We start from the raw sequence: 26,661 nt of genomic DNA on the forward strand, positions 1-26,661 counted from the left end.
CCCTTTTAATAATTCACTACGGTCACAGGATCATTATTTCGATATTTACGACTCGTATGAGGATGATCTCGTTCTACCAAACCTTTTAAAGCTTCATCTAATAAGTGCCAAAAATTCTTATTTTCAGCTGTTGGTATTCCCAATACAATGGCATTCCCCTTAGAATACGTAATACATGTAGATGTTATATCATCAATGATAGGCAAATATACAATAATAACACCAGATGCCGCTAGCATATCTTTAAGTGGCTCTTTAGCCACAGTCAAAGATTCTTGTGAAAGTTCTTTTATTTGAGGAATAAAGGTTTTAAGTAATTCACAATCATAAGGATTTACCTCCACAAATCGAGATTCACCTTTTGTAATTTGTACCAATGTATAAATAGCACTCTGTTTTGCTTTATCCATATCCTTTATATTCTCATATACCAAAGGCATAACCATTTCATCAGCCACAGTTTTCAAAGATGCTACCTCAAAAAACTTTTGTAAATTATTAACTTGTTCCGCTTTCTTTTTAGTTTCTGGTACAATGCCCAACCGAGCTAATTTAGCATACCCAAAAGGCTTGGCAAAATTTATTTCCTCATCAATAGAATCTTCATACTCTACCTTTAGTATTTTCTCTCTATATCCAGCTTCTAAACCATTCCAGAAACTTGCATCTACGCCAAATACACGTTCTAGACGTAACGCTACATCCTGTGTTAGAGGTACTTCACCATTAATCAATTTACTAATATGTTTCTCACTCATATCCATACGAGAAGCCAACTCTTTTTGAGTCATATGTCTATTTTCTAAAACTTCTTTAATAGTCATGCCTGGTGGAATCGCTATAAAGGTCTTACTCCTATAAATTTTCATATGCGTATCTCCTTGGCTAATGGTAATCTTCTAGCCTCACCGACTCTCTATCTAACGAGACTAGATACAATATAAATGGCCATCTATAATAATTTACCTATTAGGTTAATTCTATTATACTCCTTTGTAACAAATTGTAAATAGAAATTTACCTAATAGGTAAATTAAAATATAGAATAATAAATTATACAAATTCAATACATATAAAGGACGTGCAAATCAAATTGATTTACACGTCTTTTTTTAACATATCATCAGAGGCAGTTGTTTCCATTTTGGAAATAACTACTAACACATCTTAAATATGCTACTTTATTAATTCTCAACAATTATGGAATCCAGCTGGTTCATCCTAAAGTCTTCTACCACATCCATAAAGGCCTTATTATGTATTGGATTTTCAGTCATACCAAACAAATGGCTTGTGCAATCACAGTCGGAGCAGCCAAATTTTGGCACCTCCCACTCAGCAATAGCACCCACCGCATCAGCCAAAGCACATTCGACACTCACATCTACATCATTAGGGTCTGGCATGCTCGGCATGGATGGGTATGGTTCGTGAGTAAGGCTCCAGCTTTCAAGGGGCAGTCCACTTGTGCGAATGGGCACGGCCGCAATCATTTCGCAATAGCCCCGGAAGTAATCGAGGTGCCAATGCATTTTCTTGCGTTTTCTCTTATGGCGCTCAATGCGTTTCGTAAGATTCGCCTTGGCGGAGCCGACATACATGTAATAACCTGCATTAAAATGCATCATGCCCTTAGATCCGATTTCGAGATCTAGTTCATGGTCAAGGTGCATCACCATGATGTATACGCCGCTATCGTGCGCTTCGCTGTCGAGAACATAGCTCGGATAGGTGCAGGCGCGCGTCACGGTAGGCATTGTGAAAGTCTCATCCCACGCCACAGCAACGGCTTTCCAGTCGAGGAATGGTGCCACTTCTTTAAAGGTCGTGGCAAATTCTAGATCCGTATGGTAGTCTGGCAAGAACCATTTAGCTTGGTCCCATTGTACAAGGAATAATACGCCCGTATGGTAGCCTTCATTTTGCAGTTCCCGTAAGTGCAATAAATGCTTGCGTCCCCGTTCTGTAATAGCATCGGGGAACATGGCACCGGTCTTGGAGAACAAGGTGCAGGATTTAACCTCTAACAGGAATTCTTCACCATCGTCGTTAGTGAGGAGTAAATCAAAGCGTGATGTCGCCCCATGTAGTTTTACCGTATATTCGCGACGTACAACACGCCATTGTTCCCAACCAAGAATGAGTTTGTTTTCAATCAAATGCTCTGCTACATCATTGCTATAATTCGTATCGAGCATGATAACAACGCCATCACGTTCAATGCCTACAACGCGATACTTCGTCTTCGCATCAGGCTTATCATGAGGCACGATGTACATCGTAACACCTGTAAATAACAATTCCCACATACGACCTGGATTTGGTAAATGGGCAAGTACGCTTTCACCATTAAGATCTAAGGTCACCACAAAACGATTGGGACGGCCTGTATAAGTTGCTTTCAAAATTGTATCGTATAGAACCTTCATCGTTCCTCCTACATCAAGATAATTCTAGGTTCATTATACAACAAAACGGGCCACTCCGAAGAGCGGCCCGCTGGGAGGCGTCATATGACAGGTTCCGAGGCTATCATATGACCAGAGATAAGATATTCATCGCATAACAGCGATAGTTGTGCTAAGCACAGATGGGATAGAATTATCTATGCATTAGCGATATGTTGTTTTATTGCAAATCTTTACTTTGCGTAGATACTTCACTGGCAGAGGTAAAGCTTGCCAATGGAGCGTCGCCAGAGCCTAAGATTACCTTGTTCGCTACTAGCGCATTAGCTGCCGTTTTAGCTTGCTCCAAAGTAAGGCCAGTGCGAGGTCCACTAATTGTGATCGATGCGCTTTTACCATCGACTGTAGCAAATTTAAGATATACCACACGTTTATCAGCCATGTTGGGCACTCCTTTCTAATTCATATACATAAGGATGGGAATGATCGCGATAGGTCCACAGGGTTTGGATTACTACGAACCTTCACGCAGCCATTATGTGCTAACTATTATGAGTGAAAACACATTAATGACCAAGGGATACTTCGTTGACGCGTATTACGTCAGCAATGGTGTTCTCATAGAGACCAGCCAATGCGGTACCGACGATTTTGACCGCATCATCAGTAGCTTCTTCAGCGACGCGTGTGAAAGTGACGTCTTTGTACTTCGGTTTTTCTTCCGTACCGATATTAAAACGTAACACTAACTTTGTGCGTTTTAGTTCAGCCATCTGATCACCTCCTTTCACCTATATACATTCCAAAAGGAGGCTCGTGACAAGCAAATTCGTTTCAAAAAGAGGAATAATATTTTTCCCCATGAAAAAACGACCCCAAATCAAGGTTTAGGGCCGTACTTTTGTATTTAGTTTCACGTGAAACAGGGTCAAAAATTTTTGCTTTTTTGTAGCTTGGGACACATTATTTTATTGTAAAATGAATTATACTAGTATATGTAATTTGAAATGATGATAACAATCATTTCATAACGATCTCTTACTAGCTCTCTAGAACATGTATCGTTTGGACGTACATCACCGTCGAAACGCATCATCTCTAGCATGTGCTAATAGAGACTTTCACAGTGAAAATATATGATAGAATATAAGTAGTTCATTACAATTTAGAGGGGATTACAATGGCTCAAATCGCAGGAAATTTACAACGAATTAAAAACGGCCAACGCCGTTATGCTATTACACCGCGCATTCCAGCGGGTTTTATTCAACCAGATCAATTGCAAAAATACATTGATGTGGCGAACAAATTTGGCGCTGTTCTTAAACTAACTGGCAGCCAACGCATTATGATTACGAATTTGAAAGCTGAGGACGTAGACGCAGCGTGGGACATGCTCGGCATGGAACCGGCGTACATGGTGTCCAACCGCGTGCGCAGCGTCAAGATTTGCCCTGGCACAACGTTCTGTAAACGGGCTAAACAAGACAGCGTGCATCTTGGCATGCAATTGGAACGCAAATATTTGTCCCAAGAAATGCCTAGCAAGATGAAAATCGGCGTGTCCGGCTGCATTAATTCTTGTACTGAAAGCCGCATGAAGGACGTTGGCGTTATCGGTTCTGTTGAGGGCTGGAGCGTCTACGCTGGCGGCAGCGGCGGTGCGCATCCACGCATTGGCGACCTCATTGCAGAGGTAACAACAGAAAAAGAAGCCCTTGCACTTGTGGACCGCATCATCGAATATTACAAAGCAAATGCACAAATCGAACGAATGGGTGAATTCATCGACCGCATCGGCTTAGATGCTTTCAAAGAAGCTGTACTAGGCGACCTTGAAGGGGCTCCTACAGAAGTAAAAGCAGCGGAACCTATTGTCAACTTGCCAGGTCACGGCAATGATCCAGAGGTTGAGACGCCACGCCTTGAACCAGGTCAACCAATTACACCGGATACAATCATCCGCGATATCGTGGACATCTATCCAAATACAGTACCTGTACTACAAAGCATCGGCATGGGTTGCCTCGGTTGCCCATCCTCTACGATGGAACCACTATGGCAAGCCGCTGAAATCCACGGCGTCAACGTGTACGATTTACTTAACAAACTAGAAACTGCCCGCAAAGGTGCATAATTAATATAAAGGAGTTTCACATGTCCGCATTTTTAGGCCACATTCACTACTGGTTATACCGCAAAATCCAATTGCTCGTAGAGCGTGAAAACTTAATTCTTGAAAAAACGACAAAGGTCGTAGATGATCTTGCTGAGGAATTACATTCCATCTCCGTAGATACATACGGCGAACCAATTAACCCTAGCATTCCATTGGAAAACATTATCGACCATAACAACATTCACGGTTGGCTCTCCAACCAAATCAACATAGCATCCGTCCGCGAAGCGGCTTTCATCAAAGACATGCTCGATACAAATGCTGATGAAAATGCTATTCACGTAGTAACCGCTATTCTCGATGCCTTCGCTGTACAAGGTCAAGCATGCGGCGTTGTGGCCCAAGATAGCCTCGAAGAACATACGGCGCCAACCATCTACAATGCCCTTCAAAACTTCTATGTAAACGGCATGCCTTGCGACGGCGGCGACCAAATCGTTGAGGACAGCGCTGACCGTTTCACATGGGTTGGCGACCACCGCTTACAAGCTGGCTACTGGCGCACTGCAGGCGTTGATCCTAAATTCATGATGCTCGCATACCAAACATGGTTCGAGGCCTTTGTGAAAGCTATCGATCCTGAATTCGAGCTTATCACCACCGAAGACAATGGCACACGATTATATACAATCGCTAAAAAATAAATACCATTTCGTTCGCTAAAACGGACGAAAAACGACTGAAAATGGACGAAAACGTGCAAAAAACGAACGAAAACGCGGGTGTAAAATTTTACACTCGCGTTTTTTATTTCTAATGATCCAATATATGTGCCTAAAAAATTAGAACAGGCGTGTTCTATTTCCAGGCACCTAATATATGCGTCTAAAAAATTAAAACAGGCGTGTTCTATTTCTAGGCACCTAATATATGCGTCTAAAAAAATTAGTACAGACGTGTTCTATTTCTAGGGACCTAGTATATGTGTCTTAAAAATAGTACAGGCCTGTTCTAATTTAAAATTCCTTATAAAAGTGTAGCTACAGACACAGAATTGATAAAAAATATCAGTTATAATAGAACCATAAGATAAATCATTACTCATATACTTTCAAATATAGGAGGTGCAGCATCATGGCAGGCACAGTAAAAAAAGATCTAGGTTTATTATTCCAAGGCCCTAACTATGTAATCGTAAAAAAAGGTGGCAAAGCAGGTGAAAAGGTAGAAAAACATAATCATCCTGAAGCCAATGTTATCTTTACTGTTGTAAAGGGTACTGTTCAAGTATTCCTTAACGAAACAGAAGAACATGTACTCGTACCGGGTGAAGTTCTCGAATTTAATGGCGATAACTATATTCAAGCAACGCTTGTTGAAGATAGCGAATTCATCGTAAATCTCGTTCATAAACCTGAATAAGATTATATAGATATGACCTCCTCCTCTCCTTAGTGTCTATATATAAAAAACACCTATAAGTGGTAAGTTACATAAAACAGTAACTATTACCATATATAGGTGTTTTTTACATTCTTAGTCCTAATATCTTAATTTTATAACTGTATTTCTATAGAATATAGTATTATCACTTGCAGTTGCTTTCATAAGAGAATATACTAATTATATAAGAGAGAAAGAAGGATTTACATGACACGCGAAGATTTAGAAACCTATATTCACAATCAATTTGAGGATACTACCACCAATACGCCTTGGACGCAGTTCCCGCATTACAAGGTGTACCGCCATCAAAGTAATCATAAATGGTTCGCCCTTGTCATGAATATTACTACCGATAAATTAGGATGGTCAAACATTCGGCCTATCGATGTGTTAAACATAAAATGCGAGCCCACCATGATTGGTGCCTTTCGTAAGGAACCAGGCATATACGCAGCCTATCATATGAATAAGGCCAATTGGCTAACCGTTTCTTTGGATGGCTCTGTGCCTACTGAAAGAATAAAAATGCTCCTCGACATGAGTTATCGATTGACTAAATAAAATACTAAATTCTTTATCTGCCCATTCAGCACATAAAATAAAACGAGTCTAGATTCATTCTAAGCTCGTTTTTTTGCTTTCACGTATTGTATTGTTTAATATTTATGAAATAACTTTCACCTATACTCGTAACATCATAGATGCACTTATTAAAAGTACAGTATATACAATAGCAATGATAATAATATGCATTGATGTAGTCTTTAACATCTGACGGTAGAGTCCAAGGGAGCAAAGCATATAATATATAGCTAATACAAATGCGATTAGGCCCAAAAAAATAGATTGAACTCCGAACACAATCATACCCGCTCCGGCAAGGCTCAATACAATAACAAGTACAGCACCGAGTAAGGATAAGATGGTTATAGGTAAATCAAAGGCCATCGCATACGAAACGGCCATGAACGTATCCTGAAACATAAGATCACGATTACTAGTGGCTTTCACATAAAAATAGACCAATATAAGCCAAAGCCCTTTTAGGAAAAACCAGGCAAAAACAAAGCCTAAAATCGATACAATTGTATCTAGCACAGTTACAGGCGTGATAAAAAATATGATACCATTTTCCACCACCGACAAACCAAGCATAATGCCAAACAAACGCAACATAAAAACTAGCGCTTGATCAAACGTACCACTCTCCATAATATACGGAATCCCCTTAGACCGCGGATACCGCATCAAATTCCAACAAACCTGCATAATAGACATAATTAAACCCTCCTTGTCCCTTTCTCCTCTACAGTCTAAAAAAATAATATTTTATGTGATTTAGAGAGAAAAAAGACACCCTCCTAAAAACGACTTTGGCCCTGTTCCAAAGGAACAGACCCGGCCGGTGGAGTTTTTAGGAGGGTGTCTTTTTACTTATCGCCAAAGCGACATTAAAATATTATTTTTTTAGACGTTTAATTACTTCATCTGTAATATTTTCAACGTTACTATTTGCATCAGCTGCGCGGATTGTGTATGGGTCGTCTAATACAACGTCCATTTTCTTTTCAACGCGAACGGATTCGATAGCGTTATGAATGTTTTGCATCATTGGTTGTGCAATTTTATTCACTTCGTCATTTTCTTTTTGTAACAATGGAGCTACAGATTTATTAAATTCTGCTTCTGCTTGAGCTTGATCTTTAATTTTGTCAATTTCTTGCATTTTCTTTTCAATTTGTGGACGGTATTGTGCATCTACTTGTTGCATTTTCATGTCGAGTGCACCGTAACCAGGATAGCTATTTACAACTTGACTCATTTGCACTAAACCAATGTTAGCAGCGCTTGCCACAGCAGTGGTAGCGGAGATAGCACCAACGATAGCCAATGTTGTCAATTTTTTAGTTAATTTCATTTGAGATCCTCCTGAACAGTAAAGTTCCATTACACAAACATGTAATGCACTATTTTTACTATATCAAATCTAACTTGCTTTCACAAGTAAAAACCCTCAAAAATCATAGATGAGATATAGCATCTAATAATTAAATTGTATACTATTAAATAATAATAAGGGCCCATGAATTCATCATGAACCCTTATTAAAAATTTACTATCTATTATTGTTCGTCATTAAGATAGATGTATTTATCGGATTTCAATTTAGACACGAGGTCAGGCACCAAGCCGATAAGGCGATCAAAGCTGTTGCTGTAAGGATTGCCTTTAATGTTGAACAACTCGATGCGTTCGCCTTTGATCACGAGCACAGCGCTTGGTTCCATGCGAGCGCCGCCGCCACCGCCGCCACATTCATGATTCTTGCCAGATGTATTGTGGTTTGTGCCAGTGCCGAAACCAAATGTTACGTCCACAAATGGAACCAATGTAGTATCGCCGATTTGCACCGCTTCACCTACTACAGTTTCCACCTTAATCATATTTTTGAACTTCTCAAAAAGGACTTCTAAATTTTCTTTTACGTTACTGTTCTCCATCGTAGTACCTCCACTGATGTCAACTATGCGTTAGCGGCCTGTTCCGCTTTCAATCGTTCTAATTCTTTCTTTTCTTTGCGCTTAACCCAAACGACCTTGACCGTTTCAGCTATGAGTGCACGCATTGGTTGTGAAAGCACGAATCGCGTGCCGTGCCATGCCAATGCGCCTAGAATAATGCGCCCTTTAATGTGGCCGCTACCTTCTAAATGCCAATTCAAATAATCAATCTCGATATGTTCAGCCTGTTCAGGCCAAATACTGTACAACATCGAAGCAAACATGCCACCCTTAAAAGGATCACCGATGCCGATACGCCCTTCTACAGCGATATCTCGTGGTTTAGAATGGTCATAACACCGCTTAGAAACAAGCAACAATTGACGCCACAATTCCGTATTCGTCACATGTTTCATGAACCAAAAGGTCGGGATTTTCGATTTAAAGCTAGCCACCGGATCATTAGGATCTGGTTTTTGAAAGCGCGATTTTACGCTATCTTTCAAGCCGTCTATTTTCGTAAATACCTTCTCTTTTACGGTGCCATCACTATTGAAAGTAACTTTTTCTACCACTTCATCATCAGGTTTCATCGTCGGGTTATCGCGAATTGAATCATATTGTGCAGCCCGCGCTTCAGCACCCTTATTATCACCCTTAGATGTATCAACACGTTCAACGTGAACCTGTTTACCTTGTGCATCTGATGTTTGCCCTGCACTGCGCGTAGCATCTAGGCTTTCACCAGAAGCACCAACGGTCGTCGGCTCAGTCGGTTCAGTACCGCCCTGGCCATCACCTTGCATGGCTTTCATCATCGCTTCCGCCTGCGCAGCCATCGGATCATTTTCAAATTCGTCAACAGCCTTCTGATATTCGTCATCAACCCGTTGTTGAATCCATTCATCGTATTCTTTCACAGGGCCTATTTTCTGCATACCTAATACATACAGTTGTTTAAAAAATGGTTTGCCCTGAAAATATGCGAGATGCAGCGACAATACGCGCCACAGCCATTTAACCGACAATTCTACGCGGTACGGCGTCCTGCCGTTCCATTCGATGCTATATGTGATTGGCGTTAGTAGGATAATCATGATCAGCGCTACGATGAGAAGCACTACGACGAGTGCCACAATAGCGACTATACTCAACCACATCACCTCCTTAGGTTATGGGATTTGTGAAAGTATACTCTAATTTTCAATGCCCTTGCGAGCCATTACACCTTGCATGTAATAATGCTTAACTTCCTTCATTTCCGTCACAAGATCGGCCACATCAAGAAGTTCTTGCGGTGCCCCGCGCCCCGTAAACACCACTTCGGTTTCCGGATTACGAGCCTCTAATAGAACCTCCGTTTTTTTCCAATCAATGAGTTCAAAGAACAAAGCCATGTTATATTCGTCGAGAACCACCAAATCATAGTCGCCACTAGATACAGCCTCTAACGCGCGTTCATAGCCCTTTTCAATGAGAGCCACATAATCCTTGGGTGGATTTCCTGATTCAAATACAACCACTTCATCACCCCATTTGGCGAGCTCATCCTTGCTCTTCATGCCTTCCTTGATGATAAAAAACGGTTTACCTACAGTTTCTAATGTAATATTTTTGAGGGTCGGTAAAATATTATGTTCACTATACACTTTAGACTTCATGAACTGTAAAAATAAAACCTTTTTGCCAGCGCCTATAGCTCGTATAGCGAGGCCGATCGCAGCCGTCGTTTTACCCTTGCCTTCGCCGGTATAAACTTGTACATAGGCCTTCATAGATATACCTCCGTTCATATACCATAATTGTACAATATTTATAGACGAAAAGGAATAGATATCACATGAAAGGCAATCCTAATTATGCATAAGATAATAATATCTATTGATCCATTAATTATATTACCTACACATTGGTGCCAAACAAGATGATGATGGGGCCCTAAATCCTCCACCGGCCAGGTCTGACTACGGCCTTCGGCCTTCGCAGGGCCAAAGTCGGATTTAGAACCCCATCATCATCTTACTATCTAGCACTTCAATAACGTATGCTTATAAAATAATATACACCAATACAATATCCTATAGATATTATTATCAACCAAAAAGGATTATCCCACATGTGATATCTATACCATCAGTATATAAACATGTACCAATTATGGTATATGAATTACTACCAACCCAGCCGTTTGGGAAGAGATATAATGAATACTTGTTAGATAAGTTCCTTATAATGTGTCTTAAAAAATAGAACAGGCCTGTTCTATTTTTTAAGACACATATACTAGGTCCTCAGAATTAGAACACTCCTGTTCTATTTTAAAACACATATACTAGGTCTCCAGAATTAGTACACGCCTGTTCTATTTTTTAGGGCACATATATTAGGTGCTCAGAATTAGAACACTCCTGTTCTAATTTTTTATAAGGCATATATAAGCCAATCTCGTACACTTCTTTATCCTAAATTGTACAATGATATTTTATGCCAATTAGTCAACTAAATTTAGATAGAAAAAAGATAGACCCCTCCGGAAAATGATTTCGGGCTCCGCGTAAGCGCAGTAGCTTCCCCACTCCCGCCAGTTTAGTAATTAGTAATACGCCAAAAGGGATACCCCCTGTTCGAAAACGACTTCGGGCTCCGCGTAAGCGCAGTAGCGTGTCGGCTTTCGAACAGGGGGTATCCCGTCTTATAGCGTATTTAATTACTAATTGGCAAAAATACCATGGGATCAACCGCGGACCCATTAATCCGTACTTCGTAGTGTACGTGTGCGCCAGTACTTTTACCAGTACTACCCATAAGGGCGATGACTTGGCCTTGTTTTACGGTCATGCCCGGTGTAACGAGAACGGCGCTATTGTGGCCATAGCGAGTCACAAATCCGTTGCCGTGATCGATTTCTACGAGGTTACCATAACCGCCTTCGGTGTAGCCTGCAAATGTTACGGTACCCGCTGCAGTAGCAACGATAGGTGTGCCGTAATCGTCAGCGATATCGACACCTTCGTGGAATGCGCTAGCAGCACCGGTCACAGGATCGACACGAGTGCCATAAGGGGATGTAATAACACCCTTACTTGGCCAGATGCTTGGCGTTGTACTATTCGTATATCCACCAGAACCTGTGGTGTAGTTCAATTGTTGCAATGCAGCGATGTCTTGAGCCCCACCATCACGCAAGATGTTTCGCATCGTGTAGAAGCTAACCAATAATTTTTGTGCATCCTTATCTAATTTAGATAGTCTTGCTGAAAGTTGCGCCGCACTTAGCGTGGGACTAGTCTCATCGCTAGCGGCTTCCTGCTTTGGGTCAGAGCCATCGCTACCACCTTGAGATGGTGTGCCGGACTCAGCACCCTTTAACATTTGTTTATTTTCTTCACTAATTTGATTTAAGTTTTGGATTTTCTTATCCAACACTTCTGTTTTTTGTTGTAACAGTTTTAGTTGTTCTGTTTGCAATTGTGTTTGTTGACGCAATTGAACGATTTCTGCTTGTCGTGCAATGCCCCAAATGGATAAAACAAGTGCTGCTACAAATAAGATTACGGCCACTACAGCTACAATCTTCGCTTGTTTATGACTCAATGTAATGGTGCAATTATCACCATTCTGAGACACTACAGAACTCAAAATACTTGGTACTTTCAAAATGCCTTCCTTACTTTTAATCATTCCTCAACTCATCATGCATGTGCGCTCTATATGAACACAACGAAGCGATTTGCCTATTGAGAATGGATAACGCTCGCTAACGCTTCCTCATTCGTACGTTCCCCAAGCGCTTCATTTAAACTTTCTAATTCCTCTTGTGAAAGATTAACGAGACTTTTACCTTTCACAATTGGTTTACTGAAAATACGAGAGTCATTTCGGCCATAGATACTGGAAATGCAAACCCCATTATTATTGCCATCAAGCAATGTAAGGGAAAAGGATAAATCGTTGCCGATGTTATCAAAAGCATTATACTTCTTAAAGCCGATTTTTTGCAATGTGTTGCCTTGAATATTGCGAATTTGAGTTTGTTCCTCAATCATATTCTGCAATCCCTTTGCGGCCTCGCGAATTTCAGTGATTTCTACTGAAAGTTTACGTTCTAGGCTAGTCCCATTTTCACCTTGCATGAAGAAATTGAACTTCTTCGTTAAGCTCCCTAATCTAATGTGTAGGATAATACAATATACCAATAAAATAACGGCTAATGCGCATCCTAATACACCGATATAGGGTTGTATAGATTCTAACATTCAAAACCCTTTCTATCTAATTCGTCCATAAACGGACTAATAGCACGTTCTAGTATACCATGTAATGACGCAATAAGTACACCATAATTCACAATAGGCGTACCTTGCACAACGGCACAATCAATGCGCCGTAACACCTCGCGACGCGTCAACATACAAGCCCCGCAATGGATGATAAGATCATAACCGCTCACATCCTTAGGGAACGCACCACCGCTGGTAAATTCAAGCTGTAGATCCGTATACCCCTTCTTTTTAAGCCACATCGGAATTTTAACGGTTCCAATATCATCGCATTGGCGACGATGTGTGCAGCCCTCACTGATGAGCACACGCGCACCAGGTTTCAAGTTGTTAAGGGCTTTCACCCCCGTTACTAAATCCTGCAATTTTCCCTTGAACCGAGCCATTAAGATGGAAAATGATGTTAATGGAATATCCGCAGGCGTCAACGCATTCACCGCTTCAAAGGCTTGCGAATCGGTGATGACGAGTTTTGGTTTTTGTGAAAGCTTATTGAGCATGGTCGGTAGCTCTTCTGTTTGGCATACCAAGGCAAGGCCTTTATGGTCCAAAATCTCACGAATTGTCTGAACCTGAGGCAAGATTAGACGACCCTTTGGCGCCGCCGAATCAATAGGACATACCAAAATAATAGTATCCCCTGGATCAACTAACCCTTGTAATAGAGATTGCTCGCCTTCTACATCGAGCGGTGTTAAACCACCTAGCAAATCGAGCAATGTAAGACGATCCCGATTCGATGTAAAATCCGTAGAACCTACGACAGTGGCAATAGCTGACAAATCGGGATACGCATCTACATAATTTAGGTTAGTATCATTACCATTGCTATCATTATCATGAGCGCTTTCACTATCAGAAGCGTTAATTTCATTGATGAATAATGCAATAGGCACATTGTTTTGTTTCAACGTATTAAGCCATATCATATCATCAGCAGTGGGCGCTTCATCATTACGCAACACATAGACAGCGAGATTGATTTTTTTGATAATTTCTTCGGATTTTTCAATGCGAAGAGCGCCCAGTTCCGATGTATCGTCAATTCCCGCCGTATCGGTAATGACCACAGGGCCTAGAGGCAATATTTCCATAGATTTGCTAACGGGATCGGTCGTAGTGCCTGCCACCTCAGACACAAGGGATACTGGTTGATCCGTTAGCATATTAATTAAGGTCGACTTACCCGCATTACAACGGCCAAAAAAGCCGATGTGTACGCGATTAGCCTTTGGTGTTTGTTCCATTATACGCGAAACTCCATTGTTTCTTCATGTTCTGTGCTCTCCTGAACATCCATATACGCAATAAGACGTTCTAATTCAGTTTCAGAGCTAAAGGCAATTTCAATTTTACCTTGTACCTTCTTACCAGCTCTAAATTTAATAGATACTGGAGAACCTAGGCTCAATTTTAAACGATCTACCAATGCGCGAACCTCAGCTGTATCATGTGGCTCTGTAGTGTCTTTAGACTTAATCTTTTTAGACATCATTGCTTTCACGAGCTGCTCTGCTTGACGAGCGCTTAACTCGCCCTCTTTGATGCGCTCTGCTGCTTCTACTTGTTGCGCTGCACTACGTAAAGCCAATAAAGGTCGAGCTTGACCAACAGTTAAATCGCCTTCAATCAAATCCTTTTGAACAGATGCAGCTAATTTCAAAAGGCGCATCATATTGGCAATATATGAACGACTACGTCCAAGTCGTGCAGAAATCATCTCCTGAGTTTGCTTATACGTATTCATCAAACCTTGATACGCCAAAGCTTCTTCAATCGGATCCAGACCTTCACGTTGGAGATTTTCTACTAAAGCGACTTCTGTCATTTCCTCTGTATTATAATTTTTTACAACTACAGGTACTGTTTCTAAGCCCACCATCAATGCAGCGCGATAGCGGCGCTCACCGGCTACGATTTGGTATTTATCCTTTTGCTTGCGAACGACGATTGGTTGAAAAATGCCTAGATTCTTAATGGACTCAGCCAAAGTAGCTAAACTTTGTTCATCAAAATTCTTACGTGGTTGATCCTCATTAGGAATTACATCCCCTATAGGCAACTCGTGAACTTCACGTTCAGGTAAAGCCGTCTCTATGGACTGCTCTCCCATCATTGTTGCTAATGTTTTTCGTTCCTTTTTCTGTTTCATCGCCATAATAATCCCCAATCTATTAGTACTTTCACACCGCATATATAAAATGCAGCACAAACCAATATACAGTTTGTGCTTACATTACATAATCATATTTATTTAGTCTATTCTATACCAATTATTTCGTTTTCTTAGAATCTCGAATAACCTCTTTAGCTAATTTAGTGTAAACAGCTGCACCCTTTGATTTCGAATCATACACAATAATCGGTTCCCCATAACTTGGTGCTTCACTGAGGCGAACATTTCGAGGAATAATTGTTTTATACACCTTAGTACCAAAGAACGATTTTACCTCATCAGCCACTTGGACAGACAAATTAGTACGTCCATCAAACATAGTGAGTAACACACCTTCAATTACAAGGTCTTTATTAGATGTTTGTTGCACGATTGTAATCGTCTTAACAAGTTGACTAACACCTTCCAAGGCATAAAATTCAGTTTGAATTGGAATCAAAACACTGTCAGCAGCTGTGAAAGCATTCAAAGTTAGCAAACCAAGAGATGGCGGGCAATCAATGATGATAAAATCATACTCATCGCGTACAGAAGCAATGGCTTTTTTCAAAATTGTTTCACGTGAAACAATCCCTACTAATTCTACCTCAGCACCAGCCAATTGAATCGTTGCAGGCGCTACAAAAAGCTTTTTAAGCATTGTAGGTTGAATAACATTAGCAATGTCTTCGCCATCTATCAACACATCGTGAACACATAATTCCAAATCATCTTTTTCAATGCCTAATCCAGAACTAGCATTACCCTGCGGATCCAAATCTATTAATAACACCTTTTTGCCTGCATCAGCTAAACAAGCACTGAGATTAACAGATGTTGTAGTCTTGCCTACACCGCCTTTTTGATTAGTAATCGCTATTACTTTGCCCACAAAATTCACCTCAACTTTACGTTCAAAAATATTTCATTTCATTATAACATAGGGCACGCAAAAGAAATAGAACTTTATAGGTATGACCATCATTTTCAAATAAAATCTAAAAAACAAATAAGAATGTTTCACGTGAAACATTACAAAAACATATGTTCACCAACATGATATATCAGCTTATAAATTTATTTGATTATGTATCATTACTAAATAGATTTACACCATTAGGTATAAAATAATTACGTATAACTTTTTTCTATGGACGCACCTCAATAAATTATATGAAGCTATAGCCTTTACAGTATATATAGATATATTTATACTTATAAAAGACAGTATTTTAATAGGTTTAACATTTTAACCATACAATCTATTTTATTTTTAAAGGAGGCGTTTCACATGCCCATTTATAACGGAATGCTTCCCGTCATCAACAAGGATGAAGTAAAGCGATATGCAGGACTTCGTCATGCCGAAGATTTTCCAGAAAAATTCGTTGACGAAGCTTGTAAAGAAATCCAATTATTAGCGACGCCAAAAGGTGTCTACCAAGAATATGATTACGATGCGGAAAATAAAGTTATTTTAAGTAATCCGCCGCTCAAAATTGAAGGATCCATCATTGAAAAACATCTTGAAAAATCTACAAAGGTGTATGTGCTAGGTGTTACGGTCGGCGAAGACGTTGAAAGACGTAGCGAACAGCTATTCAAACAAGGCAACTACACCGTAGGTCTCTTACTAGATGCGGCTGCAACAACTGCAGTTGAACAAGTGGCTGACCAAGTTAACGAGGTAATCAATAACATTGCTAAGAAACAAGGTTATGCACCTACATGGCGTTTTAGCCCAGGCTATGGCAACTGGCCTTTAGAAATTCAACCACAACTTGGTAAAATCATCAAAACCGAACAAATCGGACTACAAGTTACAGAAAACTTCTTATTATTTCCAAGAAAATCCGTAACAGCTATTATTGGTTTGATGCCAGGAGATCAATGCTTGACAACAAAACGCGGTTGTAGCTCTTGCTCACAAAAAGATTGTCAATCAAGAAAACTTCCAGAAAAAACAGCGGCTACAAAACCAGAAACAAGCAAAACAACAGCCGAAACATCTGGTATAGCTATGAAAGCACAACCAACAGAATAAAATTTTAACACACGATGTTTCACGTGAAACATTACCTTGTACATCTGTACCATTGTACCCATTCTGTACCATTGTACCCATGTGCAATCAAAAATGTTTCACGTGAAACAATTCATTTATAGTATTAGTAATTAAAATGTAGGTCACCACGGTTCTGAGCCCGACTTTGCTAGGTCGAGGCCCTTGGCCGACGACCGTTAAGGCGGTGGAGGGCGAATGTCCTTGGTGACCTACATTTCAATATATAAAGGATGATTCACATGTACATTTTTGACGGCGCTATGGGTACAATGCTCCAAGCAGCAGGCCTAGAAGAGGGTTATTGCCCAGAATTATTTAACGTGGAACGACCAGAAGTAGTAAAAAATATCCACGCACAATATTTACAACATGGTAGTGATGTAATTACTACCAATACATTTGGCGCATGCGGCCTTAAATTAGAAGATTACGATTTACAAGATCGTGTAAAAGAAATAAATATAGCAGCTGTAAAGGTTGCCAAAGAAGCAATTTCAGAGTTCAAGCCATCCGCTCGTGTAGCCGGTTCTATGGGCCCTACAGGACGTTTTTTACAACCTTTGGGCAATATGAGCTTTGATTCTATTTACGATACATATAGAGAACAAGCAGAGGCTTTGATTGAAGGCGGCGTTGATTTCATCATTATCGAAACAATTATCGACGTACAAGAAATGCGTGCCGCTCTATTAGCATCTTTGGATGCTCGTGAAGCAGCAGGTAAGACTAAAGAAGATGTACAAATTATCTGTCAATTTTCTTTCAGTGAAGACGGTCGTACCATCACTGGTACACCTCCAGAGGTTGCCACAACTATCGTAGAGGCAATGGGGGCCGATATCATCGGTATTAACTGTTCTCTTGGACCTGAACAAATCACACCGCTTATTGAAAAAATCGCTAGTGTTACTAATTTACCAATCAGCTGCCAACCAAACGCAGGTATGCCACAACTCATTAACAAACAAACGGTATTTCCGCTTTCAGCAGAAGACATGGGCCCATTGATGATTCCAATTGTTGATGCAGGTGCAAGTTATGTAGGTGGCTGCTGTGGTACAACACCAGCGCATATTCAATCAATTTCTGACGCTGTGAAAGCACATACGCCTAAGGAACGTGCTCATATTGAACCTAAAACGGTGATTACAAGTCGTACAAAATTGCTTGAATTAGGTCATAATGTTAAACCGTTGATTATCGGTGAACGCATTAACCCAACAGGTCGTAAAGTGCTTGCTCAAGAACTACGGGACGGTTCTTTCATTCGTGTAAAACGCGACGCCTTAGACCAAGTAGAAGAAGGTGCAGATATCCTCGATGTGAATATGGGGGTAGCCGGTATGGATCAAACACCTTTGATGGAAAAAGCCATCTTCGAATTATCCATGCTTGTAGAAACGCCATTATCCATCGATACATTGGATCCTAAAGCCATGGAGGTAGCCCTTAAAAACTATCCTGGCCGTGCACTTATCAACTCTGTAAATGGAGAAGAAGAGTCCATCACACACGTTATGCCATTGGCTAAACGCTATGGTGCCGCATTACTTTGCTTGCCAATCTGCAGTGGCGATTTACCTGAAAAGGCTGAGGATCGCGTTGCTTTGGCTGAAAGCATCGTAAATCGCGCATATGGCTATGGTTTACAACCACACGACCTCTTGCTTGATCCATTGGTATTAACACTTGCCAGCGGCGAAGATAGTGCACGACAAACGCTTAGCACATTGCGTTTATATAAAGAAAAATTCGGTTTCCCAACTGTTATGGGCTTATCCAACATTTCCTTCGGCATGCCACAACGGCCATATCTAAACGGTCAATTCCTAACAATGGCCCTTGCATCCGGTTTGACTACACCAATCATGAATCCGCTCAACTACGCAGCTAAAAAAGCATTTGTATCAAGCACCACATTACTTGGTTGGGACCCAGGTTCTGCAGAATTCATAAAAGAATATGGTTACGAAGATGAAACTACAGCACCAGGCAATGCGGCGCCAAAAGGTCCAGATAAAGCATCCTTTGATAGCAACGACCCATTAGCTAATATCCGCACTTGTGTAGAACAAGGCGAAAAGGAAGCTATCGTAGAACTTGTTAAAAAGGCATTAGCTGACGGCATGGACCCATTGGATATTACAAAAAAAGGGCTTTCAGAAGCCATGAACGTAGTAGGCGATAAATTCGGTTCTGGTAAATTATTCTTGCCACAAGTTATGCTCGCTGCCGAAACGATGCAAGCTGCTTTCAACACTATCAAAGAAATCATTCCGGCCAGCGACAGTTTAGATAAAGGAACCGTTGTTGTAGCCACTGTTAAGGGCGATATTCACGATTTAGGCAAGAATATCGTAGCTGCATTGCTCGAAAACAATGGTTATAAAATCGTCGATCTCGGCAAGGATGTTGACCCTGAGGTCATCGTACAAGCCATTAAGGACAACAAGGCGGCTCTCGTAGGCATTTGTTCCTTGATGACGACCACAATGCCTCAAATCGACAATACCATCGCTGCTATTCGTGCAGCCGGCCTTAAAACGAAGGTCATGGTTGGTGGCGCCGTAGTATCCCAAGATTACGCTGACCAAGCGGGCGCAGATATTTACGCCAAGGACGGCATCGCGGCTGTAAACCACGCGAACGATTTCTTTGAAACTTTGAAATAATGGCTAATCTAGGCATATAATATAGGTAATACTCATGGTGAAAGTCTAAAATAATGCTCACATAACGCATATGAGGCTTTCACCATACATAGAATAGATAAGAGGTATATGATGACATTACGTGAGAAACACCAAAAAGGCCAGTTCACCATCACCGTTGAATTGGACCCACCTAAAAGCAGTTCTGCCCAAAAGGTTTTTGAACAAGCAGCGCGCCTAAAAGGCAAGGTTGATGCCATAAACATTGCGGACAGCCCTATGTCTAAAATGCGCATGAGCCCTATTTCCTTGTCCTATTTATTGCAACATAATGAAGGCATCGAAACGATTTTCCACCTCACATGCCGTGACCGCAACATCATAGGCTTACAATCTGAACTGCTCGGTGCTGCAGCACTTGGCGTTAATAACATTTTGACACTGACAGGCGATAAGCCGGACCATGGCGACCACCCATTTGCACAATCCGTATTTGAAGTGGACTGCATGGGCTTACTAAATATTGCTAAAACATTGAACAGCGGTAAAGATTTAGCAGGTAACGACCTCGATGAACCTACGAACTTCTACATCGGTGCTACAGGCAATCCTGGTGCTCCTGATTTAGAAATCGAACGTCAAAAACTAGCTGCTAAAATCAAAAATGGTGCCCATTTCGTGCAAACACAACCTATCTATGATTTAGAACAAGCTAAACGCTATATCGACAAAATGTCTGAATTCAATGTACCTATTATGCTTGGTTTGATTCCTCTTAAAAGCTTTAAAATGGCAACATACCTTCATGAAAAAGTACCTGGAATCAACCTTACCCAAGACATTCTAGACCGCGTAGAAAAAGGCGGAAAAGAAGCGGGTACAGAAATCGCCATCGAAACCTTGGAACAAATCAAAAAAATCGCTGCAGGCGTACATATCATGCCGCTTAATGATATAGATACGACTTTGCATATTATTGATCACGTGTAAATCTTAAATAACAGCAAAAGTGCTCCCAACAGCCTCCTAAAAATGACACGCTATCGCGCTAAAGCGGGACCCGAAGTCATTTTTAGGAGGCTATTGGGGGCTTCTTTATTCTATAATTAAGCAAAAACGTGATCAATAATATGCAAATCTTAAAAGAACAGGGAACAAATCAAAATAGATTTGTTCCCTGTTTTGTTTCCGATATAGCCGTTAGTGTTAATATGCTACAATCTTTTCCTATTTATTGTTACCTATAACATATAGTTTAATCTAAAAACACCTTTCAAAAAACGACTTTGGCCCTGCGGAGGCCGATAGGCCGGAGTCAGACCCGGCCGGTGGAGGCTTTTTGGAAGGTGTTTTTAGATTGCTTACATTAATGAAAAAGATTGTAGCATATTATAATAACGGTTTATCCTTTATCTCTTTTGGTTTTCTCGGATATTTCCCAGGTGTTTTTCCTGTTTTTTTGATGTACACGATAGCTCGTTTATCATCTAGTGTCGGTAAGGTCACGGTTCTTACATCTTCGATGGATGCTTTTAATGTGCTAAGGGCTTTATCAGATTCGCCGACTTCTTCTTCGTAGATAGCGCCTTTTAAGGCGATAACATAGCCGCCTTGTTTAACATAAGGCACAGTCCATTCTAATAGGATTGGTAATCTTGCAACGGCACGACTCGTAGCGATATCAAAGCTTTCACGATAGTCCTGATGACTCAAATCCTCAGCGCGTCCATGTAAGGTCTTGCAGTTCGTCAATTGCAATTCGTCGATAACGGACTCAAGGAAGGTAAGGCGTTTCTTGAGGGAGTCAAACAAGGTCACGAGCAAGGTTCTGTCATAGATGGCCAAGGGAATGCCAGGGAAACCAGCACCGGTTCCTACGTCGATAATGGAGGATCCAGAATTGATAATTGTCGGATCATAACAAGATAGGGAATCAATCATGTGCTTAACCACGACTTCTTTCATATCCGTAATACCGGTGAGGTTAAGATATTTATTTGTTTCAATCATGCGTGCATAGTACACGTAGAAATCTTTTGCTTGCTGCAGTGTGCATGGCAATCCAAATGCTGCCATTTGTGAAAGCATATATTCTACAAACTCAGATTCACTAGCGATAGGCACATCATATTTTTCTTTCATCGGTGCTCCTAACTATATGTATGTAATTCAGGTTAAAATTCATTTATTTGCGCTGTAAGACCTGTTTAGGTGTTTTTAGGATAACTTATGTATAAAGCACTTAAAAAAGAGCATACAGGCGAAATATAAGAGTCATATTTGTATCTATTATACCATATTCTCAATATATTCTCATTTATAACATAGATAAACCTATAAAAAGAGGGGATACTCATAAAAAACTTATAACACTATGATCTCATAATCGATATTCTCAATTAACTCAATATTTTTGATAATATAAAATAAGATGTATAGCTGAATTTCAATTATTATCAATTATATTTTTTATTGAGAAATTACTCCATCTTTTTAATCTACTCATTTCTAATTCTATATAATCATTCAAATCTAACTATCAAATATAATTCTTCGTATTTTAACACTTACCAAATACTATACTCCAAATTTTATTTCCTATATGAAATTCTCTTCATCTTGTCTTGCAATTTATCTTTTCTGTGTGTACATCTTATGTACATCTAGAATGTACATAATTTTACTTTTACATATACTATAGTTATAAATATTCATATATTTATGCAAAAATTCATTTGTTATCTATATAAAAATAACACTTGTAAAAATATATATCAAGGTATATACTTCTATTAACAAGGAGGTGATGTGTATGACCACAGCAAAGCTATTTGAAAATGGCCGTAGCCAGGCTGTACGATTACCAAAAGAGTATCGGTTTAATGGTGATGAAGTAATCATCAACAAAGTAGGCAATATAGTCTTACTAATGCCAAAAGATGATGAGTGGGCAGGTTTTGTAGCAGGCTTATCATTATTTACAGATGATTTTATGTGTAACGGACGGGAAGAAATCGATCATCAGGAGCGTGAAACTTTATGAAGTATATGTTAGATACGAATATTTGTATTTATGCTATCAAACAAGATCCAGAAGTTGTACTACAAAAGATTTTAAAACATCATCCATCAGATATATGTATTTCATCAATTACATATGCCGAATTAATGCATGGTGTTGAAAAAAGCCAAGCCAAAGATAAAAATAGGCTAGCACTAACGCTTTTATTATCGCCTATAGAGATTGTCGATTTCGACAGCCATGCTGCTGAAGAATATGGGAAAATAAAAGCTGATTTACAATCACAAGGAAAAATTATTGGTCCTATGGATTTACTCATAGCTAGCCATGCTAAATCGAAAGGTCTAACTATTGTAACTAACAATACAAAAGAATTCAAAAGAGTTAATCATTTAAATGTAGAAGATTGGTCTAAACCATTAAGCTAATACATCCTAAACCAATACAAAAAAGCTAGTTAATCAAACGATTAGCTAGCTTTTTTCTATGTTATCACATATTTATTTGCTTCTATTATATTGTTCTAGTTGAATCAACAGAACAGACACGTCCGCCGGGGATACGCCAGAGATACGGCTTGCTTGGCCGATGGAGTGAGGGCGGATTTTATTGAGCTTTTGTTGAGCTTCAAGGGAGATGCCCTTAATTTGTATGTAATCCCATTCTTTTGGAAGAATTTTTTCTTCTAGTTTACGAACCTTATCGACTTGATCCATTTGTTTTTTGATATAACCTTCGTAAGTAATGGAGATATCAACAGCTTCTTCTACGTCAGGAGTATAGCGTTTTAAACCAAATGCATCGGCTACGATAGCGTAGGAAAGTTCATTACGTTTTACTAAATCATAAGCATGAATACCTGTTCTAATAGGTGCTGTACCTAAGCTTTCAAGCAAAGCTTGTGTTTCCTTAGATGGATTTACAGGTGTATTTCGTAACATATCCATTGCTTCGTCGATAGCAGCTTTCTTTGCTGTAAATTTAGCCCAACGATCGTCTTTTACAAGACCAATAGCACGGCCTTTCTCAGTAAGGCGCATGTCTGCATTGTCTTGGCGAAGTAATAGACGATATTCACTGCGACTTGTCATCATACGGTATGGTTCATTCGTTCCTTTTGTTACGAGATCATCGATGAGAACACCGATATATGCTTCGGAGCGAGCAAGGATAAACGGTTCTTTACCTTCAAGCCATAAAGCAGCATTAATACCAGCCATTAGACCTTGTGCAGCGGCTTCTTCATAGCCAGATGTACCATTGGCTTGACCAGCAGAGTAGAGGCCTTCAATATGTTTCACTTGAAGCGCTGGTGTTAATTGTGTTGGGTTCAAGCAATCGTATTCAATGGCATAGGCAGGACGCATGATTTCTACATTTTCAAGGCCTGGAATGGTGCGAAGGAATGCATATTGTACGTCCATAGGAAGGGAAGTACTCATGCCTTGTACGTACATTTCGTTTGTGCTAGTACCTTCTGGTTCTACGAATAATTGATGGCGTTCTTTATCTGCAAAGCGCACCACTTTATCTTCGATAGAAGGGCAGTAACGAGGGCCTACACCTTCGATTTTACCGCTATACATAGGGGCACGGTGAATATTGCTCGTAATGATTTCGTGCGTTTCTTTGTTAGTATAGGTCAACCAACATACGTCTTCATTGCGGTTGATCCATTCATCCATAAAGGAGAAGGAGTGATGATGTGTATCGCCTTCTTGAACCTCCATATTTTCAAGGTTAAGCGTGCGTTTATCTACACGGGCTGGCGTACCAGTCTTAAAGCGCATCAACTCAATGCCATTGTCGATCAAAGATTGAGAGAAATGTTCTGCTACGCGTTGACCATTTGGGCCACCTACATAATCGATATCGCCGATGAGGATTTTACCTTTCAAGTAGGTACCTGTACAAAGAATAACAGCCTTAGCGCCATAGAATTCGCCAAGTTCTGTAACAATACCTGTTACCTTGCCATCCTCAACCTTAAGCTCTGTTACCATGATTTGCTTAACATTGAGGTTCTCTGTATTTTCAATGGTTTGTTTCATCAAATGTTGGTATTTGATTTTATCAGATTGACAGCGCAAGGAATGCACTGCAGGGCCTTTCCCCATGTTAAGCATACGTATTTGAATAGCCGTAGCATCTGCGTTAATACCCATTTGACCGCCTAAAGCGTCAAGTTCATAAACAAGATGACTTTTACCAGGACCACCAACGGCAGGATTACATGGCATAAGCGCAATGTTATCTAAACTGATAGTCGCCATCAACGTGCGATGACCCATGCGGGCAGCGGCAAGAGCCGCCTCACAACCAGCATGACCACCACCGATAACGATGACATCATAATTATCTACTGTGTACATATCAATTGAATTCCTTATATTTGTTACTTATTGTGAAAGTTTATATTACTCAAAACCACTAAGCCGAATAGCCCAGAGTCCAGTTCCTCACTGTGAATTTTCTTTAGGCTACGTTGTAGCCTAGAAAATTTTACGTTCGGAACAAAGCGATGCAGTGCCCCTGTCGTCGCAAGCTCCTCCATTGACTACTGCCCTGCTTTTACTTTTATTTACCTAAACAAAAACGGCTGAATAGTTCGTCGATCATACTTTCACGGATGGTATCGCCCGTGATGTCGCCTAGTAGTTCCCAGGCGCTGCGCAAATCGGTCGCTACAAAGTCCACAGGCATGCCCATGTCGATGGAGGAGAGGGCTTGTTCTACTTGAGCCTTCGCTTGTTCCATGAGGCTGATGTGGCGCACGTTACTAATCATGGCGCTGTTATCTTGTTTTACGCGACCGCCATAGACGAGTTCTTGCACCCATTTGGAGAGAACTGCAGATCCTTCGCCGTCTTTGGCACTGATGCGCTCAATAGCTGTAAATGTGCCGTGTTCTTCGATATTTTCGTCTGTAACGACTTGTGCCACATCGGACTTATTAAGGAGTACGATGGTGTTCAAACCGCTCACAGAGGTCAAAATTTCGATTTCTTCAGGGGTTAACGGAGTAGACCCATCGATAACACAAAGCACGATGTCTGATTTGTTAATATAATCGCGAGCACGCTCCACGCCGAGGGCTTCCACCGTATCTTGTGTATCGCGGATTCCTGCCGTATCGATAAGGCGCAATGAAATGCCTTCTACGGTCATATATTCTTCAATGCTATCCCGCGTCGTACCAGGAATATCCGTTACGATAGCGCGGTTTTCGCGCAAGAGAGCGTTCATCAAGCTCGATTTACCCGCATTTGGACGGCCTACGATAACCGTCATAATACCATCGCGAATGAGGCGGCCTGTATTCGCTGTAGATAACAATTCATCCATAGCTTTCAAAATAGGCTCAAGCTGCTCACGAACCTCTTGGCTCGTTACATCCTCAATATCCTCCTCAGGATAGTCGATGGTTACCTCTAAATGAGCAATCATAGCAATGAGCTGTTCACGTACATCTTTCACAAAGGACGAAACGGTCCCATCAAGCTGCGATACAGCGAGAGAGAGGGAGTCCTCCGTTTTTGCTTCAATAATATCGATGATCGCCTCTGCTTGAGTAAGGTCGATGCGTCCATTCATAAAGGCGCGCTTCGTAAATTCGCCGGCCTCGGCCATGCGCACATCGTGATTAACGAGCAATTTCAGAATTTGTCGAACCGGCACAATACCGCCATGACACTGAATTTCCACTACATCCTCTGCCGTGTAGGAATGAGGGCCTTTCATTAATAACACAAGAACCTCATCGATGGTCTTGTTCGTTTCGGGATTCACAATAGTCCCGTATTGAATCGTTCTATTTTGGCGCTCCATCAACGGAACCGTGCCAGCGCTCTTGAACAGGCTATTTACAATAGGAAAACTATCCTTGCCGCTGACACGAATAATACCAACCCCGCCGATGCCGGGCGGCGTCGCAATGGCCGCTATTGTATCATCTATATACATAAAAATCTCCGTACTTCGAATATCTTTTATATCTTCTTCGCCTGTGAAAGT

At 40.7% G+C, this 26,661-nt stretch carries 26 protein-coding genes; 9 read left to right on the forward strand and 17 right to left on the reverse strand.

Annotated elements, in window-relative coordinates; translation table 11 throughout:
• Window positions 1-5: 5 nt before the first annotated feature.
• The 4 genes from O3598_RS03555 to O3598_RS03570 form a co-directional block, all read right to left on the reverse strand.
• Window positions 6-869: a HigA family addiction module antitoxin gene (locus O3598_RS03555; RefSeq protein ID WP_016476271.1), complete on the reverse strand. Its 864-nt coding sequence runs from the start codon at window positions 867-869 to the stop codon at window positions 6-8.
• 315 nt (window positions 870-1,184) lie between these two features.
• On the reverse strand, window positions 1,185-2,429 hold the full coding sequence (sfsA, locus tag O3598_RS03560; protein ID WP_371451797.1) for a DNA/RNA nuclease SfsA: 1,245 nt from the start codon (window positions 2,427-2,429) through the stop codon (window positions 1,185-1,187).
• Window positions 2,430-2,628: 199 nt separating this feature from the next.
• A complete protein-coding gene (locus O3598_RS03565; protein WP_016476269.1) occupies window positions 2,629-2,850 on the reverse strand; it encodes a DUF2922 domain-containing protein in 222 nt (73 codons plus the stop codon).
• A 124-nt stretch (window positions 2,851-2,974) separates the two neighbouring features.
• Window positions 2,975-3,181 (reverse strand): DUF1659 domain-containing protein, encoded by a 207-nt coding sequence (locus O3598_RS03570; protein ID WP_005375915.1) that lies wholly within the window; start codon window positions 3,179-3,181, stop codon window positions 2,975-2,977.
• A 407-nt stretch (window positions 3,182-3,588) separates the two neighbouring features.
• Here O3598_RS03570 and O3598_RS03575 point away from each other — a divergent pair, with 407 nt between their 5' ends.
• The 4 genes from O3598_RS03575 (at window position 3,589) to O3598_RS03590 (ending at window position 6,534) form a co-directional block, all read left to right on the forward strand.
• Window positions 3,589-4,545, forward strand: coding sequence for a DUF1858 domain-containing protein (locus O3598_RS03575; protein WP_371451799.1), 957 nt, complete (start codon window positions 3,589-3,591; stop codon window positions 4,543-4,545).
• Window positions 4,546-4,565: 20 nt separating this feature from the next.
• A complete protein-coding gene (locus O3598_RS03580; RefSeq protein ID WP_281742204.1) occupies window positions 4,566-5,231 on the forward strand; it encodes a hypothetical protein in 666 nt (221 codons plus the stop codon).
• A 430-nt stretch (window positions 5,232-5,661) separates the two neighbouring features.
• On the forward strand, window positions 5,662-5,949 hold the full coding sequence (locus O3598_RS03585; RefSeq protein ID WP_038125136.1) for a cupin domain-containing protein: 288 nt from the start codon (window positions 5,662-5,664) through the stop codon (window positions 5,947-5,949).
• 228 nt (window positions 5,950-6,177) lie between these two features.
• Window positions 6,178-6,534, forward strand: a complete 357-nt coding sequence (locus tag O3598_RS03590; RefSeq protein ID WP_005379448.1) for an MmcQ/YjbR family DNA-binding protein — start codon at window positions 6,178-6,180, stop codon at window positions 6,532-6,534.
• 120 nt (window positions 6,535-6,654) lie between these two features.
• Here O3598_RS03590 and O3598_RS03595 read toward each other — a convergent pair whose 3' ends face one another.
• The 10 genes from O3598_RS03595 to O3598_RS03640 all read right to left on the reverse strand — a co-directional run bounded on the left by O3598_RS03595 (window position 6,655) and on the right by O3598_RS03640 (window position 15,801).
• On the reverse strand, window positions 6,655-7,251 hold the full coding sequence (locus O3598_RS03595; RefSeq protein ID WP_371451801.1) for a hypothetical protein: 597 nt from the start codon (window positions 7,249-7,251) through the stop codon (window positions 6,655-6,657).
• 181 nt (window positions 7,252-7,432) lie between these two features.
• Entirely contained in the window at window positions 7,433-7,891 is a 459-nt protein-coding gene (locus O3598_RS03600; RefSeq protein ID WP_005375856.1) for an OmpH family outer membrane protein, read from the reverse strand.
• 205 nt (window positions 7,892-8,096) lie between these two features.
• The gene (locus tag O3598_RS03605; protein WP_005379443.1) at window positions 8,097-8,474 is read right to left on the reverse strand and encodes a GerW family sporulation protein; all 378 of its coding nucleotides are present in this window, start codon (window positions 8,472-8,474) and stop codon (window positions 8,097-8,099) included.
• A 23-nt stretch (window positions 8,475-8,497) separates the two neighbouring features.
• Entirely contained in the window at window positions 8,498-9,628 is a 1,131-nt protein-coding gene (locus O3598_RS03610; protein WP_164733267.1) for a hypothetical protein, read from the reverse strand.
• A gap of 42 nt (window positions 9,629-9,670) precedes the next feature.
• Window positions 9,671-10,249 carry a cob(I)yrinic acid a,c-diamide adenosyltransferase gene (locus tag O3598_RS03615; protein WP_371451803.1) on the reverse strand — a complete coding sequence of 193 codons (579 nt, stop codon included), beginning with the start codon at window positions 10,247-10,249 and terminating at the stop codon, window positions 9,671-9,673.
• 928 nt (window positions 10,250-11,177) lie between these two features.
• Window positions 11,178-12,155 (reverse strand): M23 family metallopeptidase, encoded by a 978-nt coding sequence (locus tag O3598_RS03620; RefSeq protein WP_009661386.1) that lies wholly within the window; start codon window positions 12,153-12,155, stop codon window positions 11,178-11,180.
• A 53-nt stretch (window positions 12,156-12,208) separates the two neighbouring features.
• Window positions 12,209-12,730 (reverse strand): DUF4446 family protein, encoded by a 522-nt coding sequence (locus O3598_RS03625; RefSeq protein ID WP_281742207.1) that lies wholly within the window; start codon window positions 12,728-12,730, stop codon window positions 12,209-12,211.
• Window positions 12,724-14,001: a [FeFe] hydrogenase H-cluster maturation GTPase HydF gene (gene hydF, locus O3598_RS03630; RefSeq protein WP_316063117.1), complete on the reverse strand. Its 1,278-nt coding sequence runs from the start codon at window positions 13,999-14,001 to the stop codon at window positions 12,724-12,726. The genes O3598_RS03625 and hydF overlap by 7 nt, the downstream gene beginning before the upstream one ends.
• Entirely contained in the window at window positions 14,001-14,912 is a 912-nt protein-coding gene (locus O3598_RS03635; protein ID WP_281742209.1) for a ParB/RepB/Spo0J family partition protein, read from the reverse strand. The genes hydF and O3598_RS03635 overlap by 1 nt, the downstream gene beginning before the upstream one ends.
• Window positions 14,913-15,027: 115 nt before the next feature.
• The gene (locus tag O3598_RS03640) at window positions 15,028-15,801 is read right to left on the reverse strand and encodes a ParA family protein (protein ID WP_060807989.1); all 774 of its coding nucleotides are present in this window, start codon (window positions 15,799-15,801) and stop codon (window positions 15,028-15,030) included.
• A gap of 399 nt (window positions 15,802-16,200) precedes the next feature.
• On the opposite strand from O3598_RS03640, the gene O3598_RS03645 reads away from it, so the two are divergent.
• The 3 genes from O3598_RS03645 (at window position 16,201) to O3598_RS03655 (ending at window position 20,615) form a co-directional block, all read left to right on the forward strand.
• Complete coding sequence (locus tag O3598_RS03645; protein ID WP_038123682.1) at window positions 16,201-16,953, forward strand: methionine synthase; 753 nt, start codon at window positions 16,201-16,203, stop codon at window positions 16,951-16,953.
• 260 nt (window positions 16,954-17,213) lie between these two features.
• Window positions 17,214-19,646 (forward strand): homocysteine S-methyltransferase family protein, encoded by a 2,433-nt coding sequence (locus O3598_RS03650; RefSeq protein ID WP_371451806.1) that lies wholly within the window; start codon window positions 17,214-17,216, stop codon window positions 19,644-19,646.
• A 111-nt stretch (window positions 19,647-19,757) separates the two neighbouring features.
• Window positions 19,758-20,615 (forward strand): methylenetetrahydrofolate reductase, encoded by an 858-nt coding sequence (locus O3598_RS03655; RefSeq protein WP_005375925.1) that lies wholly within the window; start codon window positions 19,758-19,760, stop codon window positions 20,613-20,615.
• Between the two features lie 399 nt (window positions 20,616-21,014).
• Here the strand turns inward: O3598_RS03655 and rsmG are convergent, their stop codons facing one another.
• Window positions 21,015-21,767, reverse strand: coding sequence for a 16S rRNA (guanine(527)-N(7))-methyltransferase RsmG (gene rsmG, locus O3598_RS03660; protein WP_316601086.1), 753 nt, complete (start codon window positions 21,765-21,767; stop codon window positions 21,015-21,017).
• Window positions 21,768-22,437: 670 nt separating this feature from the next.
• Here rsmG and vapB point away from each other — a divergent pair.
• Together vapB and vapC are read left to right on the forward strand one after the other, a co-directional pair.
• Window positions 22,438-22,668, forward strand: coding sequence for a type II toxin-antitoxin system antitoxin VapB (gene vapB, locus O3598_RS03665; RefSeq protein ID WP_137661085.1), 231 nt, complete (start codon window positions 22,438-22,440; stop codon window positions 22,666-22,668).
• Window positions 22,665-23,075: a type II toxin-antitoxin system tRNA(fMet)-specific endonuclease VapC gene (gene vapC, locus O3598_RS03670; protein WP_287504883.1), complete on the forward strand. Its 411-nt coding sequence runs from the start codon at window positions 22,665-22,667 to the stop codon at window positions 23,073-23,075. Before vapB ends, vapC begins: the two co-directional genes overlap by 4 nt.
• 72 nt (window positions 23,076-23,147) lie before the next feature.
• On the opposite strand, the gene mnmG is transcribed toward vapC, so the two are convergent.
• Window positions 23,148-25,019 carry a tRNA uridine-5-carboxymethylaminomethyl(34) synthesis enzyme MnmG gene (gene mnmG / locus O3598_RS03675; protein WP_371451810.1) on the reverse strand — a complete coding sequence of 624 codons (1,872 nt, stop codon included), beginning with the start codon at window positions 25,017-25,019 and terminating at the stop codon, window positions 23,148-23,150.
• A gap of 205 nt (window positions 25,020-25,224) precedes the next feature.
• Complete coding sequence (gene mnmE / locus O3598_RS03680; protein WP_371451812.1) at window positions 25,225-26,610, reverse strand: tRNA uridine-5-carboxymethylaminomethyl(34) synthesis GTPase MnmE; 1,386 nt, start codon at window positions 26,608-26,610, stop codon at window positions 25,225-25,227.
• Window positions 26,611-26,661 lie beyond the last annotated feature (51 nt).

It is taken from the genome of Veillonella atypica (genome assembly GCF_041431435.1).
GTDB classification, from domain to species: domain Bacteria; phylum Bacillota; class Negativicutes; order Veillonellales; family Veillonellaceae; genus Veillonella; species Veillonella atypica.

Excerpts from the sequence above, each read along its gene's own strand:
- O3598_RS03555 (WP_016476271.1), bottom strand. The coding sequence starts at position 869 with ATGAAAATTTATAGGAGTAAGACCTTTATAGCGATTCCACCAGGCATG.
- sfsA (WP_371451797.1), bottom strand. The coding sequence starts at position 2,429 with ATGAAGGTTCTATACGATACAATTTTGAAAGCAACTTATACAGGCCGT.
- O3598_RS03565 (WP_016476269.1), bottom strand. The coding sequence starts at position 2,850 with ATGGCTGATAAACGTGTGGTATATCTTAAATTTGCTACAGTCGATGGT.
- O3598_RS03570 (WP_005375915.1), bottom strand. The coding sequence starts at position 3,181 with ATGGCTGAACTAAAACGCACAAAGTTAGTGTTACGTTTTAATATCGGT.
- O3598_RS03575 (WP_371451799.1), top strand. The coding sequence starts at position 3,589 with ATGGCTCAAATCGCAGGAAATTTACAACGAATTAAAAACGGCCAACGC.
- O3598_RS03580 (WP_281742204.1), top strand. The coding sequence starts at position 4,566 with ATGTCCGCATTTTTAGGCCACATTCACTACTGGTTATACCGCAAAATC.
- O3598_RS03585 (WP_038125136.1), top strand. The coding sequence starts at position 5,662 with ATGGCAGGCACAGTAAAAAAAGATCTAGGTTTATTATTCCAAGGCCCT.
- O3598_RS03590 (WP_005379448.1), top strand. The coding sequence starts at position 6,178 with ATGACACGCGAAGATTTAGAAACCTATATTCACAATCAATTTGAGGAT.
- O3598_RS03595 (WP_371451801.1), bottom strand. The coding sequence starts at position 7,251 with ATGTCTATTATGCAGGTTTGTTGGAATTTGATGCGGTATCCGCGGTCT.
- O3598_RS03600 (WP_005375856.1), bottom strand. The coding sequence starts at position 7,891 with ATGAAATTAACTAAAAAATTGACAACATTGGCTATCGTTGGTGCTATC.
- O3598_RS03605 (WP_005379443.1), bottom strand. The coding sequence starts at position 8,474 with ATGGAGAACAGTAACGTAAAAGAAAATTTAGAAGTCCTTTTTGAGAAG.
- O3598_RS03615 (WP_371451803.1), bottom strand. The coding sequence starts at position 10,249 with ATGAAGGCCTATGTACAAGTTTATACCGGCGAAGGCAAGGGTAAAACG.
- O3598_RS03620 (WP_009661386.1), bottom strand. The coding sequence starts at position 12,155 with ATGATTAAAAGTAAGGAAGGCATTTTGAAAGTACCAAGTATTTTGAGT.
- O3598_RS03625 (WP_281742207.1), bottom strand. The coding sequence starts at position 12,730 with ATGTTAGAATCTATACAACCCTATATCGGTGTATTAGGATGCGCATTA.
- hydF (WP_316063117.1), bottom strand. The coding sequence starts at position 14,001 with ATGGAACAAACACCAAAGGCTAATCGCGTACACATCGGCTTTTTTGGC.
- O3598_RS03635 (WP_281742209.1), bottom strand. The coding sequence starts at position 14,912 with ATGGCGATGAAACAGAAAAAGGAACGAAAAACATTAGCAACAATGATG.
- O3598_RS03645 (WP_038123682.1), top strand. The coding sequence starts at position 16,201 with ATGCCCATTTATAACGGAATGCTTCCCGTCATCAACAAGGATGAAGTA.
- O3598_RS03650 (WP_371451806.1), top strand. The coding sequence starts at position 17,214 with ATGTACATTTTTGACGGCGCTATGGGTACAATGCTCCAAGCAGCAGGC.
- O3598_RS03655 (WP_005375925.1), top strand. The coding sequence starts at position 19,758 with ATGACATTACGTGAGAAACACCAAAAAGGCCAGTTCACCATCACCGTT.
- rsmG (WP_316601086.1), bottom strand. The coding sequence starts at position 21,767 with ATGAAAGAAAAATATGATGTGCCTATCGCTAGTGAATCTGAGTTTGTA.
- vapB (WP_137661085.1), top strand. The coding sequence starts at position 22,438 with ATGACCACAGCAAAGCTATTTGAAAATGGCCGTAGCCAGGCTGTACGA.
- vapC (WP_287504883.1), top strand. The coding sequence starts at position 22,665 with ATGAAGTATATGTTAGATACGAATATTTGTATTTATGCTATCAAACAA.
- mnmG (WP_371451810.1), bottom strand. The coding sequence starts at position 25,019 with ATGTACACAGTAGATAATTATGATGTCATCGTTATCGGTGGTGGTCAT.
- mnmE (WP_371451812.1), bottom strand. The coding sequence starts at position 26,610 with ATGTATATAGATGATACAATAGCGGCCATTGCGACGCCGCCCGGCATC.